Raw genomic sequence first — 15,959 nt, 5'->3', positions numbered from 1 at the left:
GCAGCCGGCTGCCGGGGCCGCTTTCTCATGGGGCAAGCAGCAGGACGGAGTGGGACATGAAATCGCTTGGCAGTATCCGCAGGGATTTCGCGCCATGGAACGATCCGAACGCCAAGCCATACATCCAGTTCGACAACGTCACCAAGAAATTCGGTGAGTTCACGGCGGTCAACAACCTGTCGCTGACCATCTTCGAACGCGAATTCTTTGCCTTACTCGGCGCCTCAGGCTGCGGGAAATCGACGCTGCTCAGGATGCTTGCCGGCTTCGAGGAGCCGACCGCCGGCCGCATCCTGCTCGACGGCCAGGATCTGCGCGGCATTCCGCCCTACCGGCGGCCGGTCAACATGATGTTCCAGTCCTACGCCTTGTTTCCGCATATGACGGTCGAGAACAACATCGCGTTCGGCCTCAAGCAGGAAGGCATGGTCAAGGCCGATATCGAAAAGCGCGTCGCCGAGATGCTGAAGCTGGTCAAGCTCGAGCAGTTCGCCAAGCGCAAGCCGCACCAATTGTCGGGCGGCCAGCGCCAGCGCGTCGCGCTCGCGCGCTCGGTGGCAAAGCGCCCGAAAGTCTTGCTGCTCGACGAGCCGCTTGGCGCGCTGGACAAGAAGCTGCGCGAGGAAACCCAGTTTGAGCTGATGGACCTGCAGCAGAATCTCGGCCTCACCTTCGTCGTCGTCACCCATGACCAGGAAGAGGCGATGACGATGGCCGACCGCATCGCCATCATCGACAAGGGCGAGGTGATGCAGGTGGCGACACCGGCGGAGGTCTACGAAGCGCCGGGCTCGCGCTTCGTCGCCGGCTTCGTCGGCAACGTGAATATGTTCGACGGGAGGATCGCGGCTGGCGAGGCCGGCAGCGCAAGCATCGATGCCGGCAACGGCATCACCATCCGAACCGAAAACGCCGGCAGTGCCGCCGCCGGGACATCCGTCACCTTCGCCATCAGGCCGGAGAAGATCAAGGTGTCCTCGACGAAACCCGCCGGTGCCGTCAATGCCATCCAGGGCGAGGTCTACGATATCGCCTATCTCGGTGACATGACCGTCTATCACGTCAGGCTGGATGATGGTCAGGTGGTGCGGGCAAGCACCATGAACGCGGCACGCCTCACCGAGGATCCGCTGAGCTGGAACGACCGCGCCTGGATTTCCTTCCGCCCTGACGCCGGCGTCGTGCTGACACGGTAGGGATTGATCATGTCCGCTGTCACTGCCGCAACAAGCTCTCCGGCAAATGCTGCCGGCAAATCCGCCCCGGCCAGGCTGAGCGCGGCTTTCGTCAACCGTCTCGTCATTATCGTCCCCTATCTCTGGCTGCTGTTCTTCTTTCTCGTCCCCTTCATCATCGTCTTCAAGATTTCGCTGTCGCAGACGGCGATCGCCATGCCGCCCTATACTCCGGTGCTCGATTTCCGCGGCGGCATTTCGGGGTTCATCTCGGGGGTTGGCGCGCTCAATTTCGACAACTACACGTGGCTGACGCAGGATGCGCTTTACTTCAACGCCTATGTGACGAGCGTCGTCGTCGCCGCCATCTCGACAGTCCTGACATTGCTTGTCGGCTATCCCATTGCCTATGGCATGGCGCGCGCTCCGGCGACGATCCGCCCGACCTTGCTGATGCTGGTGATCCTGCCGTTCTGGACCTCGTTCCTGATCCGTGTCTATGCCTGGATCGGCATCCTCAAGCCCGAGGGCCTGCTCAACCAGCTGCTGCTCGCCAGCGGCATCATCAGCCAGCCGCTGATCATCCTCAACACCTATACGGCTATCTTCATCGGTATCGTCTACTCCTATCTGCCGTTCATGGTGCTGCCGCTCTATTCGTCGTTGGAGAAGATGGACCATACGCTGATCGAGGCGGCGAAGGATCTCGGGTGCCCGCCGACCAGCGCCTTCTGGAAGATCACCTTTCCGTTGTCGCTGCCCGGCGTCATCGCCGGCTGCCTCCTGGTGTTCATTCCCGCCGTCGGTGAGTTCGTCATTCCCGACCTGCTCGGCGGCTCGCAGACGCTGATGATCGGCAGGACGCTGTGGAACGAGTTCTTCGCCAACCGTGACTGGCCCGTGTCGTCCGCCGTTGCCGTCATCCTGCTGCTGCTGCTGATCGTGCCGATCATGATTTTCCAGCGGGCCCAGGCGCGTGCTCAGGAGCAGGACCAATGAACGCCACCTGGAGCCGCTTCAACGTCATTTCGATCCTGCTCGGCTTTGCCTTTCTTTACCTGCCGATCGTCCTGCTCGTCGTGTTCTCTTTCAACGAGTCGAAGCTGGTCACCGTCTGGGGCGGCTTCTCGACGAAATGGTACGTCTCGCTGTTCCACAACCGGGGTCTGATGGACGCCACCTGGGTGACGGCCCGGGTCGGCGTCATCTCGGCAACCGTGGCGACCGTGCTCGGCACGCTGGCGGCGCTCACCTTGACACGCTACACGCGCTTTCGCGGCCGGCTTCTGTTTTCGGGCATGGTGTTTGCGCCGCTGGTCATGCCCGAAGTCATCACCGGCCTGTCGCTGCTGCTGCTCTTCGTCGCCGTCGGCCTCGACCGCGGCTTTCTGACGGTGACGCTTGCCCACACCACGCTGACCATGTGCTTCGTCGCGGTGGTGGTGCAGTCGCGCCTGATCACCTTCGATCGGTCACTGGAAGAAGCCGCGATGGACCTCGGTGCACCGCCGGTAAGGACCTTCTTCCAGATCACGCTGCCGGTCATCATGCCGGCGATCGTCTCCGGCTGGATGCTGGCCTTCACGCTCTCGCTCGACGACCTGGTTATTGCCAGCTTCACCTCGGGTCCCGGCGCCACGACACTGCCGATGAAGATCTACAGCCAAGTTCGCCTCGGCGTGACGCCGGAAATCAACGCCGCCTGCACCATCCTGATCGCCGTTGTCGCCGTCGGTGTGATCATCGCTTCGCTTGTCAACAAGAGCCGCGAAGTGCAGCGCCAGCGCGACGAGCAGGCCGCGCAGCGCGGTTGAAGCTGCTGCCGCTTACTCTCCTGAAACGCCGCGGCTTACCGGCGAGATGAACGGCGTGCTCCACGTGCCGCCGACGAAGAACGACGACTGATTGGGTCCCTGGCCGTTCGTCTGCGTGGTAGCCTGGCTCGGCCGGACGATGCCGCCGGACAGTGCCAGCCCGCGTCCGGCATAGGATGCAATGCCGGAAAGCCAGATCTTGTATTGCGCGGAATTCACCTCGGCCTTGTCGATGCGCGCGACGCCGTTCGAAATGCTCGCCTTGAGCTCGGCCCCGTCGATCGGCAGCGTTCCGTCCGAGACGTCGTCCAGCGCGAAGAATCCGCCCTGTTCGGTGTGCTTGAGGAACGCCGGCAGGTTAAGCCGGCTCAGCGCACCCGCGCCGAACGTCGCGGACAGCGAGCCATTGGCGTTTTCGAAAATCGAGTCCCAGGTTCTGCCAGGCCCCTTGAGGATGACCGAAACGGTTCCAGTGCCGATCGGCACCAGCCGTGTCATCCCGGCCGCGGTGCCGAAAGCGCCGCCGTCGATATCGGAAGCAAGCAGCCGGATCTCGACTTCGGTGCCGGCGGGCTTGCGGTCGAAACGGACGCTGCTCTGGACGTTGCCGCCAAAGGCGGATGCATCCGAGATGTCGAAGACGGCAAGGCCGTTCTTGACCTGGGCGGTGGCGGCGACCTCGGCAAGCTGGATGGCGCCGGCCGTGGCATGCGCCGCCGACAGCCTGAGATCGAGATTGATCCGGTCGGCGAAGCTCGTATCGATTTCGCCCGGATCGGTGCCGCCGGCCGATGGCACCGGGGCAAAGGCGGAAAGAAATGATCTGAGGTCGAGCGTATCGAAGGCAAGTGTGCCGGAGATCACCGGCAATGCCTCGCCGTAGGTGAAGTCCAGCGCGCCCATTCCGGGGTTGTTGTCGAGGGTCAGGGCGGTGTTTTCGAATTTGACGCGCCCGGCCGTCGCCGTGATCTTGCTTGAAACCGAGATCGAGCCGATTGCCGCACCGGGCGCGATGCCGGCCTGCGACCATTCGAGCACGCGTCGGAGCGAAGGTGCGGCGAATTTTGCCTGGCCGTCGAAATAGCCGTTTTCCGACATGCTGGCGCGGCCGTCGAATGAAAAACTGGCCGGCGCCGCCTTGAAGGAAAACGTGACCGGTGCTGTGCCGCCACCAAACAACACAAGCGGGTTCGGCGATGCGGCGTCGATGGCAACACTTTCGCCGCGCCATATCCCGGTCGCCGACAGCGTCGCATTGCTGTTCATCGCGGCCCAGTTCGCCTGGCCGCTCAGGCTGCTCAATATCTCCTGGTCCTTGTCGCCGATGGCAGCCACCACGCGGCCGTCCCTGAACTCGACTGTGCCGAACGGATCTGTTGGCAGCTTGCCGAGATCCGGCTTGGCGGGATTTGTGTTGATCACCGCGCGGGCAGCATCGATCGAACGCGTAATGCGCCCGCCGCTGGGAATCGCAGGCAGGAAAAACCCGCTCGCGGTACGCTGAACCCGGATCGTCGGTCGTACCAGCCGCGCCGTCGAAAACACCACGTCGCCACGCAGCGCCGCCATCGCCGAAAGGTCGACCTCGACCCGTTCGGCTTCGACCACGGGCGGCGCATCCGTCTCTGTCCATTGCGACAGCGTCACGTCGCTCAGGATCGCCCGGAAATTCGGCCAGACCTCGATGCGCGGCGCGCCGTCGATGTTGACCCGGAAACCGCTCCAGGCGCTCATTTCCCACGCGATGCGGTCGCGTACGATGCGGGTCGAGGCGATCAGCGGCAAGGCTGCGACGACCAGCGCGATGACGATGACGGCTGCGCCGATCGCCCATATTCCGCGTCGGATCAAAGGTGATGGCATATCGCCCTGTATGCTTCCATTCCGACAAAATCGCCCGACGGGTGTAACCGACGGCTGACGCATTTCAAGTCTTTATGGCCCGGCGATGGCATTTGCGCACACCCTGACCGGCGCGGTCCAACAAAATCTTGCTCTGCTGCATCGCGATATTGCATAAGCGATGCAGCCTGCGGAGGAACAATGATGGCTGACGACGCACCGCTCTGGATCCCGACGCAAGAGCAGATCGACGCGGCGCCGATGACCGCCTTCATGAACGCCGCGGCGAGCATGGCCGGCGAGTCTTTCTCCTCCTATGCCGACCTGCATCGCTGGTCGATCGATGACCGCGAGACCTTCTGGAGCTTGGTCTGGGACTTTTGTGGCATCGTCGGCGACAAGGGCGAACGCGTGCTGATCGATGGCGACAAGATGCCCGGCGCGACCTTCTTCCCTGATGCGAAGCTGAACTTCGCCGAGAATCTCCTCAAGAAAACCGGGCTTGGCGACGCAATCGTTTTTCGCGGCGAGGACAAGGTCGAGCGGCGGCTGTCCTGGAACGAGCTGCATGCGCTGACCTCGCGCCTGCAGCAGCTTTTCCTGTCGCTCAAGGTGAAGAAGGGCGACCGCATCGCCGCGATGATGCCCAACATGCCGGAGACCGTTGCTGCGATGCTGGCGGCCGCCTCGATCGGCGCCGTCTGGTCGTCCTGCTCCCCAGATTTTGGTGAGCAGGGCGTTCTCGACCGGTTCGGCCAGATCGAGCCGGTCATATTCATCGCGCCGGACGGCTACTGGTACAATGGCAAGGCGATCGAAGTCGCCGACAAGGTCGCGGCCGTGGCGGGCAAGCTCGCCACCGTCCGCAAGGTCCTCATTGTCGACTATCTCGGCACCTCGCTCGACGTCGCGGCGACCATCGGCAAGGCGGCCGCGCTGGAAGAGGCGCTGTCACCCTTTGCCGCCAGGTCTGTCAGCTGCGAGAGGTTGCCGTTTTCGCATCCGCTGTACATCCTGTTTTCGTCGGGCACGACCGGCATCCCCAAATGCATTGTCCATTCGGCCGGCGGAACGCTGATCCAGCACGTCAAGGAAGAACGGCTGCACGCCGGCCTGCTCGACGGCGACCGCTTCTTCTACTTCACCACCTGCGGCTGGATGATGTGGAACTGGCTGGTGTCCGGCTTGGCGTCGGGTGCCACCTTGCTGCTCTACGACGGCTCGCCCTTCTACCCGGACGGCAATACGCTGTTCGACTTCGCCGATGCTGAGAAGATGACGTATTTCGGCACCTCGGCCAAATTCATAGATTCCGTGCGCAAGGCTGGCCTCAAGCCGGCCCGCACGCATGATCTTTCCAGCGTGCGCACCATCTCCTCGACCGGCTCGCCGCTATCGCCGGAAGATTTCCGCTTCGTCTACGAAGGCATCAAGAAGGACGTGCATCTGGCTTCGATTTCCGGCGGCACCGATATCGTCTCCTGCTTCGTGCTCGGCGTGCCGATCGAACCGGTATGGACCGGCGAGATCCAGGGGCCCGGGCTCGGTCTTGCCGTCGATGTCTGGGACGATGACGGCCGGCCGCTCCGCCAGGAGAAGGGCGAGCTCGTCTGCACCAAGGCGTTTCCGGCGACGCCGCTCGGCTTCTGGAACGACCCTGACGGCAGGAAATACCGAGCCGCCTATTTCGAACGGTTCGACAATGTCTGGTGCCACGGCGATTTCGCCGAATGGACCGCCCATGGCGGCCTGATCATCCATGGCCGTTCCGACGCCACGCTCAATCCGGGCGGTGTCAGGATCGGCACGGCGGAGATCTACAATCAGGTCGAGCAGATGCCGGAAATCCTCGAAGCACTATGCATCGGCCAGGATTTCGAGAATGATGTTCGCGTCGTGCTGTTCGTGCGGCTGGCGGCAGGCGTCGATCTCGATGCCGAGCTGGAAAAACGCATCCGCGCGAAAATCCGCATCGGGGCGAGCCCGCGCCACGTGCCGGCCAAGATCGTCGCCGTCAGCGATATTCCGCGCACCAAATCGGGCAAGATCACCGAGCTCGCGGTACGCGACATGGTGCATGGCCGCGCCATCAAGAACAAGGAAGCGCTCGCCAATCCCGAAGCGCTCGAGCTGTTCCGCAACCTGCCGCAGCTTGCCGACTGACCCGGGATCCAAGGCGGGAGCCGTTTTGAGGTCTCAGGTATCGTTAACAAATTATCTCTTCGGAATTTACCTAGATTTCATGAGTGGTACACATTGGTAAATTTTCCGGCGTGCCGGTAAGGATTTGTTAAGGCCCGGCATCGATAGTCGTGCGTAACTTGAGGGAGAAATCCCGTTCCTCTTAGCCCCGAGAGGATCTGATTCGCTCAAGCCCCGTTGTGACAGCAATCCTATCATTCAAGGCGTCCTGTTGGACGCCTTTTTTCTTTGCGCAACCATAGCTAACCGGCGAGCACACGGGTCGAGGGAAAGGCGACTTCGACCAGGGTTCCCTCGCCGGGCGTCGAGTTGATGGTGAACCGGGCCCGGTTCGCTTCGACCATCGCCTTGGTCAGCGGCAGCCCAAGACCGGTGCCGTCGCCGCGGCCGCGCTTCAGCGCATTGATCTGCTTGAACGGCTTCAGCGCCTGCTCTATCTCGGACGGGCTCATGCCGATGCCGGTATCGCGCACGCGCATGACGACATCGCCGGAGAGTTCGTAGGCCGTCGACACGATAACCTGGCCGCCGGCCTGCGTGTAGCGGACGGCGTTCGACAGGATGTTGAGCGCGATCTGCCGAACGCTGCGCAGATCGGCCACCACTTCCGGCAGTCGTGAGGCGAAGCTGGAGCGGATGATGACGCGTTCCCGGTTGGCTTGCGGCTGCATCATCGCCACGGTTTCGGCCAGCGTGTCGTTAAGCGACACCGCCTCATAGGCCATCTCCTGCTGGCCGGCCTCGATTTTCGAAATATCGAGCAGGTCGTTGACCAGATCGAGCACGTGGTTGCCCGAACGGTTGATGTCGCGCAGATAGTCGCGATAGCGGTCATTGGCCACCGGTCCGAATTTCTCGTCGACCATCAGCTCGGAAAAGCCGATGATGGCGTTGAGCGGCGTGCGGATCTCGTGGCTGATGCGGGCCAGAAAATCGGTCTTCTGCGACGAGGCGCGTTCGGCGACCGCGCGCGCCTGGGTCAGGTCCTCTTCGGCCCGCTTCCACTGGGTGATGTCGCGCACCACTGCGCAGAAGCCGCTGTCGTTGGGCAGCCTGCCGATGGTCATGAACAGCGGAATGAAGCGCCCCTGCGCCTCGCGTCCGATCACCTCGCGGCCATCGTTCATCACGCTTGCAACGCCGGGCTCCGACAAACCCTCGAGATAGTCACGCGCCGCGCGCTGGCTTTCGATCGCAAACAGCGAGACGAACGGCTTGCCGGTCACCTCGTCGCTGTCGAAGCCGAACAGCGCTTCCGCCGGACGGCTAATTGAACGGATCGTTCCGTTACGGCCGATCAGCACAACGCCGTCGGTGGCGGTGTCGATGATGGTGCGCATTTCGGCAATGCGCGCCTTGAGCTCGGAAACATCCGGCTGCGTTTGGTCGTCGGCAGCGCCATGCGGAATGGCTGCTGCTTCGTCGTCGCCGGAACGGCGTACGACCAGCATCAGTGCCTTGCCGTTTGCCCAGGGGACGGAACGCAAAATTGCGTCGATCGGAAACTCCTGACCGTCGCGCGTCTTCAGCCGCAATGCGCGGTCGCCGCCCTCCGAACTGCCGTCGTCGGCATAAGGGTCGGCAAACAGCGCGCCGAGCCCGCCCGCCTCGTCCAGGGCGTTGAGCGTCGCATAGCCGGTCAAGCCGAGGAATTCGTCGTTCGCGTAGTGCAGTTGATCGCCGGAATGGATAAGCAACGGCACCGGCAGCTTGCCGAGGATCGAGGTATCCGGCCCCTTGTTGTCCGCTCCGGCAAACGCCGACGGCACGAAGCCGCCGAGTTTGAGCGGTGGTGCCTGCGGCCGCTCGACGGGCGGCACCTGGCCGGCAGCGTCGGCTGCGCTGTCCTCGGACCAATCCTCGCTGTCCTCGGCGTCACGGAAATCTTCGGCCGTCATGCTATCATCGTCGCCATCCCGCGGCGCTTCGGCGACGATCGTTCGACCGTCCGTGCTGGGCTCGTCGCCTTCCTGCGCTTCATCGCTGGGTTCGCGGTCGGCATAGTCGAGCAGCGATCCGGAAACAGGGCGTGTGACGGGTTCGCCGGCTTGCGCCTCTGCTACCGCCTCATCCGGCTGCTCGCTGTCGAGCCGGGCGAGGTCCTTCTGGTCCTCGGCATCGGCCTCGGGTGGTTCGGCGGCAGCCGCCTCGCTTTCCGGACCTGGTTCCGGCATCTCACCCTTGTCCGTCGGGCCGGCTCCTTTCAGCTTTGGCTCGTCGGCATTGCCGGCTGCCTCGACTTTCTCAACCGGCTTCTGCTTTCCGGCGCTGGGCTGTTCTTCGGCCGGGGTGCTGTCCTTCTTGAGACGCTCGCCAATCTCGCGAAACGCGCTGCGTTCCAGCGTCGACAGGCCCTTGTCGTTGGCCGGCTGCCGGTGCTCGGCCAGCCGGATCACCTTGTCGGCAAAGCGCCGCTCGGGCTTTGGCACGATGGTCAACGCCGGCACTTCGCCCCTGAACGGATCGGCGGGTTTCGGTGTCGCTGGGGCAGGTTCGACGGCTTCCGGCCCAACGCTCGCGGCGGGCTTCTCCTCGGCGACAAGGGCCATGCCGACGGCATCCGGATCGACCACCGCATCGCCGCTCCTGGCGACGCCAAAACCGCGAAAACCTTCGAAAACCCGGCTGCGGCTGTAAACCGGGAGCGCCGCCAGATCGACGGGTATCTTCAGATCGGTGCCGGCGACCGGCCACAGCACGGAGCGGCCGGACCAGGTGTCGCGCCGTTCGAGCAGGCCGGCAATCTCGCCAGAAGCATCGAGGCCATAGGCGGCCGAAACATCCTCGAAGCGGCGGCCGATCACGTCGGCGGCAGGCCTGCCGACAAGCTCGGCAAATTCCGGCGACAGGGCGCTGAACCGGCCCTCCGCGTCGGTACGCCAGACGAAACGCATGGGCGCGGCGGTGCGATCGATCGCCGAAGCGCGGCGTTCGGCCGGGGAGGCGGCTTTGGTGGCTTTTGCGGCGCTTTCCGGCGAAGTATCCGCGCCGGCCTGCGAAGCGTCCGGGCTGTTCTCGGCTTTGCCGGACGCAGCTGCCCCGGGCGGGACCTGCGCGTCGTCGCCGGCATTGAAGTACCAATGATCATGCTGCGTCGGCGTTTCGCCAACCGTGTGTTGATTGTCAGCCGCGTCGACAGCTTCGTGCTCCGCCGATGCTGAGGTGCCTTCCATCGCTGCAAGGTTGATCTCCGCCGCGCCCATCCTGGCGATTGGCGGCTCGTTGTCTTGGCCCGTCGGCTGGGGAAGATCGCCACCGCTCGGTGCCGCTGCTGCTTCGCTGCCGGTTTCCCCCCCGGCGCGCTCGCCATCAGGGGCCCCGCCGTCGAGCCGGTCCTCGTCGATCACCACCAGCAGATGCCGCTCGTCCGTCAGCCGGGCAAGGCCCGCCGGATAGGAGCTGGATCCACCCGGGACCAGGCGCTTGACGATGCGGTCGCTCTCGTTCGCCACGTCGGCGACAAGCGCGGCCAGCGTCTCAGGCCGGATGCCGAGTGCCGAAAAGCCGTCCGATGCGGCGTCGATATTGCCCTTGGCGTCGACAAAGGCGATGTAGTGGCCGTCTTCCGTAAAACCACCGATGGCGCGATCGGCGATCTCGGCCGCACTGCGCGAGCCGGTCTGCGCCGCCGGCAGCGCCAGCATGATTGCTTCCTCTCCATCGGGCATGGTCACTGCGCTGGCCAGGAAGCCGACCGCGCGGCTGGTCAGGCCGGTCGCCAGCCGAACCGTGATGGCACGGTCGCGGCCGATCTGCGGAAAACCGCTGGTTGCCATGATCTGGCGCCTGGCGATCAGCGGCAAACCTGCCGAGGCGCCGATGATCGCGCCGATGTCGGGATAGCCGAATACCGCTGCGCCGGGGCCGTTGGCCCAGATCACCTGCTCGAGATCTGCCGACAGAATAGCGATCGCGTCGCCTGCGGCGAAGCGCAGGCGGACCGCGTCGAGCACGGCGACATCGAGGAAGGAGTAGTTTTCAGCCGGCATGCGTTTGGCGACCCTCACAGAGCGGGCAATTTGCGGTTAACGCTTTGTTAATAAAAGCCGACGGCGCGAAGGTCCACAAGTCATAGCGTGCAACCAATGGAATCTCTAGGCGCGTGGTTAACGCCACGAACAAATAATATATGGTGCGATGCAACAAACATGTTGCAATGCACAAAAATTGCCTTTATATTGCCATGATACATGAACGAGACGGCTTTTCGTCAAAGCCGCTGCCGCTGAAAAGGATGGAAAATGTCCAGGACCAAGACCGCTGAAACGATCGAAAACGTTGAATTCCCGAGCTTCGACGCTTCCAAGGCCACTGACCAGATCCGCGCTTTCGCCGAAAAGGGCGTCGAGCAGTCGAAAGAGGCCTATGCCAAGCTGAAGACCGGGGCCGAGGAGACCCAGAAGGCTCTGGAGTCGACCTACGAGACCGCCAAGTCCGTTTCCAGCGACCTGTCGCTCAAGACCATCGCCGCCCTGCGCGCCAATGCCGAAGCCGGCTTCTCGCATTTCGAAGCGCTGATCGGCGCCAAGTCGCTGTCGGAAGTCGTCGAGTTGCAGACCGCTTTCCTGCGCAAGCGCGTCGAAATGACCGTCGAGCAGGCCAAGGACTTCCAGGCGGTTGCTGCCAAGGCGGCCGAGGACGTATCCAAGCCGATCAAGACCGCCTTCGAGAAGGCCATGAAAGAAATCAAGATCGCCTAATATTTGCACATAGTCTAACGATGCATCAAAAGGTCGCATTTCGTCAGACAAATAGATGTGCGATATAGTCGTTCAAACGAATACCCGGCGAGTGGAACCTCCTCCCTCTGCTCACCGGGGTAACCAGCCAGCACCTCCTCCCGCTGGCTCGTAACAGGAAAAGGCCGGCACCTCCTCCCGCCGGCCTTTTCTTTGTCCGGCGGAAAATGACCCGATGCCGGAGCGAGCTTTTGCCTTGCCAAAAGCCTTGAATTAAACTCCGATAGCCCGTATGGACGCATCGCCGAACGACAGAGCGGGTCCCGAACGTTTCATCTCGATCCCGCTCTGGCAAACGTGCCGTTGTAGCTCAGATGGTTAGAGCGCCGGATTGTGGATCCGGAGGTCGCTGGTTCGATCCCAGCCAACGGTACCATCACCTTTCAGCCACACTTCTGACCGGCAAAATACTGCCAAAGCGGTCTTATGACCGGTCGCCTCACCGACGGGCCCGCGCCTGACGCGCGCCGCGCAGGTGGTCCACGAGGGCTCTCAGCTTCGGCGCGACATTCCGTCGGCTGGGGAAATAGAGATAGAAACCAGCAAACGGCGGGAAATAGCCGTCGAGGATTGGTACAAGCTCGCCGCGGTCGATCCAGGGGCGGAATGTATCCGCCATGCCGAACGTGATCCCGGCGCCTGCAACGGCCAGCCGGATCATCAGCCACATGTCGTTGGTCGTGATCTCGGGCGCAACCGCCACGTCGAATTCGCGCCCGTCCTCGCCAAACTCCCACCGATAGGGCGAAACTCCCGGCGCCGGCCGCCAGCCGATACAGCGATGAGCCACAAGCTCGCGCGGATGGGCGGGTGCTCCGAACTTTTCGAGATAGCGCGGGGCGCAGACGGCCATCTGCCGCTGATCGCCCGATACCGGCACGGCGATCATGTCCTGCTCAATCACTTCGCCGAGCCTGACTCCGGCATCATAGCCTTCGGCAACGATGTCGAATTCCTCGTCTGTCACCACGATGTCCAGATGCACCTCGGGAAACGTTTCTGCAAAGGACGCCAGCAACGGTCCTGACAGAAAGGTCTCTGCGATAGACGAAACCGCGATCCGCAGGCGGCCGCGCGGGCGGTCCAGAAACTCCGTGGTGGCTTCGACTGCCGCGTTCACGTCGGCGATCGCCGGTGCGACGCTCGCCAACAGGCGCTCGCCCGCTTCGGTCAGGTTGACGCTGCGTGTCGTGCGCTGCAGCAATGCGATCCCCAGACGCTGTTCAAGCCTGAGGATGCTTTGGCTGACCGCCGAGCGCGTCACGCCCAACCGGTCCGCCGCAGCGCGAAAATTGCGTTCCTCGGCCACCGTGACGAAGACGGCAATTGCATTGAGATCGATGTCCATTGGTTAGCAAGACTTATCTTAGAGCTTAACAATGGGCGGCTTATCGCGACAATGCCATGGCTCTATCTCTGTCGCAACGGCAAGAAGGCTTGATCCTCCCGATCCAAGCCGAAGCCGACCGACAAGGAGATATTCCATGACATCACTCCCTTCCTCCTGGGACCTGGATGGAAAAGTCGCCCTCGTGACCGGCGCGGCACGCGGCATCGGTCGCTGCACGGCGGAGCTGCTGCGTGCGCGGGGTGCCCGGATCGTGGCAAGCGATCTCAGCGACACCGTACGCGAATTGGAAGCCGAGGACGTGGCAACCCTGGTCGGGGACGGCGCCGACGAGGATCTGGCCCGACGCTCGGTCGAGCTCGCGGCGAAGCGCTTCGGACGCCTTGACATCGTCGTGAACAATGCCGGTCGCACGCTCAACAAACGTCTGACGGAGACCTCGGTCGACGACTACGACCGCATTCTGCAGATCAACGCGCGCGGCAGCTTCGTCACCGCCCGTGCCGCTGTGGAACTGATGGCCGCCGGTGGTGGCGGCGCGATCGTCAATGTCTCATCAATCTCGGCCGTCGCGGCCTTCGAGACGCAGGCGGCCTATGCCTCCTCCAAGGCGGCTGTCGCACAGCTGACCAAGGTAATCGCGATCGAATATGGGCGTATGGGCATTCGCTGCAACGCCGTTGCCCCTGGCGTGATCGAAACCGACATCATGGAAGGTGTGGTGGAGAATGGCCGGGAGATGCTGCGCAGCTTCGGCAATGCGCATCCGATCGGCCGGATCGGCCAGCCGCAAGAAGTTGCCGAGGCCATCGCCTTTCTTGCCTCGCCGGCATCCAGCTTCATCACCGGGGCGTTGCTTCTGGTCGATGGCGGCTACACCGCCCAGTGATCCCCTATAAAGCCGGCGCGCCGCGGGAGCTCATCCGCACGCCATCCCTTCACATCGTGAAATAAAAACCAAAAGGATCATCTACGATGACCATGAACAAAGTTGTTCTGATCACCGGTGCCTCCAGCGGCATCGGTGCTGGCATCGCCCGCGAACTTGGCGCGGCAGGTGCAAAGCTGATGCTCGGCGCGCGGCGCACCGACCGCCTTGAAGCGCTTGCGGCAGAAATCGAGGCGGCTGGTGGAACGGTTCGCGTGCGAGCGCTCGACGTCACCAGGAGGGCGGACGTCGCAGCATTCGCCGATGCCGCCCGGGCCGAATGGGGCCAGGTAGATGTCATCGTCAACAATGCGGGCATCATGCCGCTGTCGGCCATGTCAGCCATGAAGGTCGACGAGTGGGAGCTGATGGTGGACGTCAACATCAAGGGTGTTCTGTACGGCATCGCGGCGGTGCTGCCTGAGATGACGGCACGTGGCTCCGGGCATATTATCAATATCGGTTCCATTGGCGCACTGGCCGTCTCGCCCATGGCTGCCGTCTATTGCGCAACGAAATACGCTGTCCGCGCGATTTCCGATGGGCTCCGCCAGGAGAGTGACGATATCCGGGTAACCTGCATTCATCCCGGCGTGGTGGAAAGCGAGCTGGCGAACACGATCTCCGACGAAGCCGCTGCCGCCGCCATGAAAACCTGGCGTGCTATTGCCCTGCAACCCGATGCCATCGCCAAGGCAGTGCGCTACGCAATCGAACAGCCCGACGATGTCGACGTCAACGAGATCGTCGTGCGTCCGACGAAGGCGGCGCATTGATGCCATCCACTTTGAGCGCAGTGCTTACGGGGATTGCCCTTGCTGTAGCTCCAACCGGCCTGACCCTTCCTTCAACTCCAATCCTTGCAGAGGAACCAATGACGCAGCAAGATCATCCTTACGTCGGACTTTGGGTCACCGAGGATCGCCATATCAGGCACGAACTCCTGCCGAACGGCCGTTATGACGAAGGGCGTGGTGACCGCGAGAGCGCCTATCAGGGACGCTACGAAGTGCAGGGCAACCACATAGAATACTGGGACGATACGGGCTTCACCGCGGATGGTGAGTTCGTCGAAGGCGTCCTCTATCATGCCGGCATGATCCTTTACCGCCAGCGGTAGAGAGCCACCCTGAGACAAGCACTTCAGGGCTCCACAAGACGCTATTGCATGCCTTGCATAACGCGCTCGGCAGCTTGCACTGCAAGGCCGGTCACACCACATCTCTCCCAGCAAGCGCGGCGGAAAGAAGCAGGACCGCGAGCAGAGTCGACATTGCAAATGGTTGTCACTATATAGCGGCGGCTTTGACGGCTCGCCTTTTACGTCGTGCCAGCGAGAGCGCGGTAAATGTGCTAGCTATTGTGACATCTATTGTGATCTAAAACGGCTTGAAAACCGAAAAAAAGCAAATAGAAACAATAGCGCGGGTCGAACGAGTTTCCTCGAGAGAATCAGTCCTCAAGAACTAGAACGTGCTCCTTGAACCCTCCATTCCCTTTAGCTCTGTGGACCTCGGACAAGTTCGGCTTGCCGGGCGAAGCCGACTCGGCTCGAATGGCAGCACGCATCTTTTCGAAGATGCCGACGTTTATGATTACCAATCGGCATAGCCGCTAGGGAAACAGCAGTATGAGTGAACACGCGATCGAGTTCTTGCGCGGGTGGATTGGCGAAAAAGTCCACTGCCAGCCCTCGCCAGCCAGAATCGAGAAGCAGGCGGAGACCCTCGCCAGGGAATGCGCGGCCAAGGCTGCCGAAGCCGGCATACCCCTGGAGGATATTCAGGAAGAGGTCGGCGACATTCAGGAGCTCATTGCTTCGAGGCTCGAAGAGGCGGCCGAGGCCGAGCAGGACGAGCAGAATTCCAATAAGTCTGCCGGCTGACGGACCGCCTCCGGCAAAACCTGCCG

General features: G+C 62.6%; 12 protein-coding genes and 1 tRNA gene. 10 read left to right on the top strand and 3 right to left on the bottom strand.

Annotation, left to right across the window (positions count from 1 at the left end):
* The first annotated feature begins 56 nt into the window (after positions 1–56).
* Genes NKJ35_RS00180 through NKJ35_RS00170 form a run of 3 tightly spaced genes read left to right on the top strand, consistent with a single transcriptional unit; the run spans position 57 to position 2,989 of the window.
* Entirely contained in the window at positions 57–1,196 is a 1,140-nt protein-coding gene (locus tag NKJ35_RS00180) for an ABC transporter ATP-binding protein (protein ID WP_352644202.1), read from the top strand.
* Between the two features lie 9 nt (positions 1,197–1,205).
* A complete protein-coding gene (locus tag NKJ35_RS00175; RefSeq protein WP_352644201.1) occupies positions 1,206–2,174 on the top strand; it encodes an ABC transporter permease subunit in 969 nt (322 codons plus the stop codon).
* Entirely contained in the window at positions 2,171–2,989 is an 819-nt protein-coding gene (locus NKJ35_RS00170) for an ABC transporter permease (RefSeq protein WP_352644199.1), read from the top strand. The genes NKJ35_RS00175 and NKJ35_RS00170 overlap by 4 nt, the downstream gene beginning before the upstream one ends.
* Before the next feature lie 12 nt (positions 2,990–3,001).
* Here the strand turns inward: NKJ35_RS00170 and NKJ35_RS00165 are convergent, their stop codons facing one another.
* Positions 3,002–4,852 (bottom strand): AsmA family protein, encoded by a 1,851-nt coding sequence (locus NKJ35_RS00165; protein WP_352644197.1) that lies wholly within the window; start codon positions 4,850–4,852, stop codon positions 3,002–3,004.
* A 183-nt stretch (positions 4,853–5,035) separates the two neighbouring features.
* On the opposite strand from NKJ35_RS00165, the gene NKJ35_RS00160 reads away from it, so the two are divergent.
* Entirely contained in the window at positions 5,036–6,994 is a 1,959-nt protein-coding gene (locus tag NKJ35_RS00160; RefSeq protein WP_352644195.1) for an acetoacetate--CoA ligase, read from the top strand.
* A 281-nt stretch (positions 6,995–7,275) separates the two neighbouring features.
* Here the strand turns inward: NKJ35_RS00160 and NKJ35_RS00155 are convergent, their stop codons facing one another.
* A complete protein-coding gene (locus tag NKJ35_RS00155) occupies positions 7,276–11,022 on the bottom strand; it encodes a PAS domain S-box protein (protein ID WP_352644193.1) in 3,747 nt (1,248 codons plus the stop codon).
* 252 nt (positions 11,023–11,274) lie between these two features.
* Here NKJ35_RS00155 and NKJ35_RS00150 point away from each other — a divergent pair, with 252 nt between their 5' ends.
* Both NKJ35_RS00150 and NKJ35_RS00145 read left to right on the top strand, forming a co-directional pair.
* Entirely contained in the window at positions 11,275–11,733 is a 459-nt protein-coding gene (locus NKJ35_RS00150) for a phasin (RefSeq protein WP_352644192.1), read from the top strand.
* Between the two features lie 338 nt (positions 11,734–12,071).
* A tRNA-His gene (locus NKJ35_RS00145) sits at positions 12,072–12,148 on the top strand.
* A gap of 63 nt (positions 12,149–12,211) precedes the next feature.
* On the opposite strand, the gene NKJ35_RS00140 is transcribed toward NKJ35_RS00145, so the two are convergent.
* Positions 12,212–13,120: a LysR family transcriptional regulator gene (locus NKJ35_RS00140; protein WP_352644190.1), complete on the bottom strand. Its 909-nt coding sequence runs from the start codon at positions 13,118–13,120 to the stop codon at positions 12,212–12,214.
* 31 nt (positions 13,121–13,151) lie between these two features.
* Between NKJ35_RS00140 and NKJ35_RS00135 the strand changes: the two genes are divergently transcribed.
* From NKJ35_RS00135 to NKJ35_RS00120, 4 genes are all read left to right on the top strand, one after another.
* Positions 13,152–14,009, top strand: coding sequence for an SDR family NAD(P)-dependent oxidoreductase (locus tag NKJ35_RS00135; RefSeq protein ID WP_502904601.1), 858 nt, complete (start codon positions 13,152–13,154; stop codon positions 14,007–14,009).
* A gap of 86 nt (positions 14,010–14,095) precedes the next feature.
* Positions 14,096–14,824: an SDR family oxidoreductase gene (locus tag NKJ35_RS00130; RefSeq protein WP_352475840.1), complete on the top strand. Its 729-nt coding sequence runs from the start codon at positions 14,096–14,098 to the stop codon at positions 14,822–14,824.
* A complete protein-coding gene (locus NKJ35_RS00125) occupies positions 14,824–15,168 on the top strand; it encodes an Atu4866 domain-containing protein (RefSeq protein ID WP_352644186.1) in 345 nt (114 codons plus the stop codon). The genes NKJ35_RS00130 and NKJ35_RS00125 overlap by 1 nt, the downstream gene beginning before the upstream one ends.
* Before the next feature lie 510 nt (positions 15,169–15,678).
* Positions 15,679–15,933, top strand: coding sequence for a hypothetical protein (locus NKJ35_RS00120; RefSeq protein WP_352644184.1), 255 nt, complete (start codon positions 15,679–15,681; stop codon positions 15,931–15,933).
* Positions 15,934–15,959: the final 26 nt, after the last annotated feature.

The organism is Mesorhizobium sp. M0136, from assembly GCF_040322515.1.
Taxonomy (GTDB): domain Bacteria; phylum Pseudomonadota; class Alphaproteobacteria; order Rhizobiales; family Rhizobiaceae; genus Mesorhizobium.
Note: the sequence above shows the minus strand (reverse complement) of the source record. Positions and strands in the feature narration are given on the sequence as shown.

Excerpts from the sequence above, each read along its gene's own strand:
- NKJ35_RS00180 (WP_352644202.1), top strand. The coding sequence starts at position 57 with ATGAAATCGCTTGGCAGTATCCGCAGGGATTTCGCGCCATGGAACGAT.
- NKJ35_RS00175 (WP_352644201.1), top strand. The coding sequence starts at position 1,206 with ATGTCCGCTGTCACTGCCGCAACAAGCTCTCCGGCAAATGCTGCCGGC.
- NKJ35_RS00170 (WP_352644199.1), top strand. The coding sequence starts at position 2,171 with ATGAACGCCACCTGGAGCCGCTTCAACGTCATTTCGATCCTGCTCGGC.
- NKJ35_RS00165 (WP_352644197.1), bottom strand. The coding sequence starts at position 4,852 with ATGCCATCACCTTTGATCCGACGCGGAATATGGGCGATCGGCGCAGCC.
- NKJ35_RS00160 (WP_352644195.1), top strand. The coding sequence starts at position 5,036 with ATGGCTGACGACGCACCGCTCTGGATCCCGACGCAAGAGCAGATCGAC.
- NKJ35_RS00155 (WP_352644193.1), bottom strand. The coding sequence starts at position 11,022 with ATGCCGGCTGAAAACTACTCCTTCCTCGATGTCGCCGTGCTCGACGCG.
- NKJ35_RS00150 (WP_352644192.1), top strand. The coding sequence starts at position 11,275 with ATGTCCAGGACCAAGACCGCTGAAACGATCGAAAACGTTGAATTCCCG.
- NKJ35_RS00140 (WP_352644190.1), bottom strand. The coding sequence starts at position 13,120 with ATGGACATCGATCTCAATGCAATTGCCGTCTTCGTCACGGTGGCCGAG.
- NKJ35_RS00135 (WP_502904601.1), top strand. The coding sequence starts at position 13,152 with ATGGGCGGCTTATCGCGACAATGCCATGGCTCTATCTCTGTCGCAACG.
- NKJ35_RS00130 (WP_352475840.1), top strand. The coding sequence starts at position 14,096 with ATGACCATGAACAAAGTTGTTCTGATCACCGGTGCCTCCAGCGGCATC.
- NKJ35_RS00125 (WP_352644186.1), top strand. The coding sequence starts at position 14,824 with ATGCCATCCACTTTGAGCGCAGTGCTTACGGGGATTGCCCTTGCTGTA.
- NKJ35_RS00120 (WP_352644184.1), top strand. The coding sequence starts at position 15,679 with ATGAGTGAACACGCGATCGAGTTCTTGCGCGGGTGGATTGGCGAAAAA.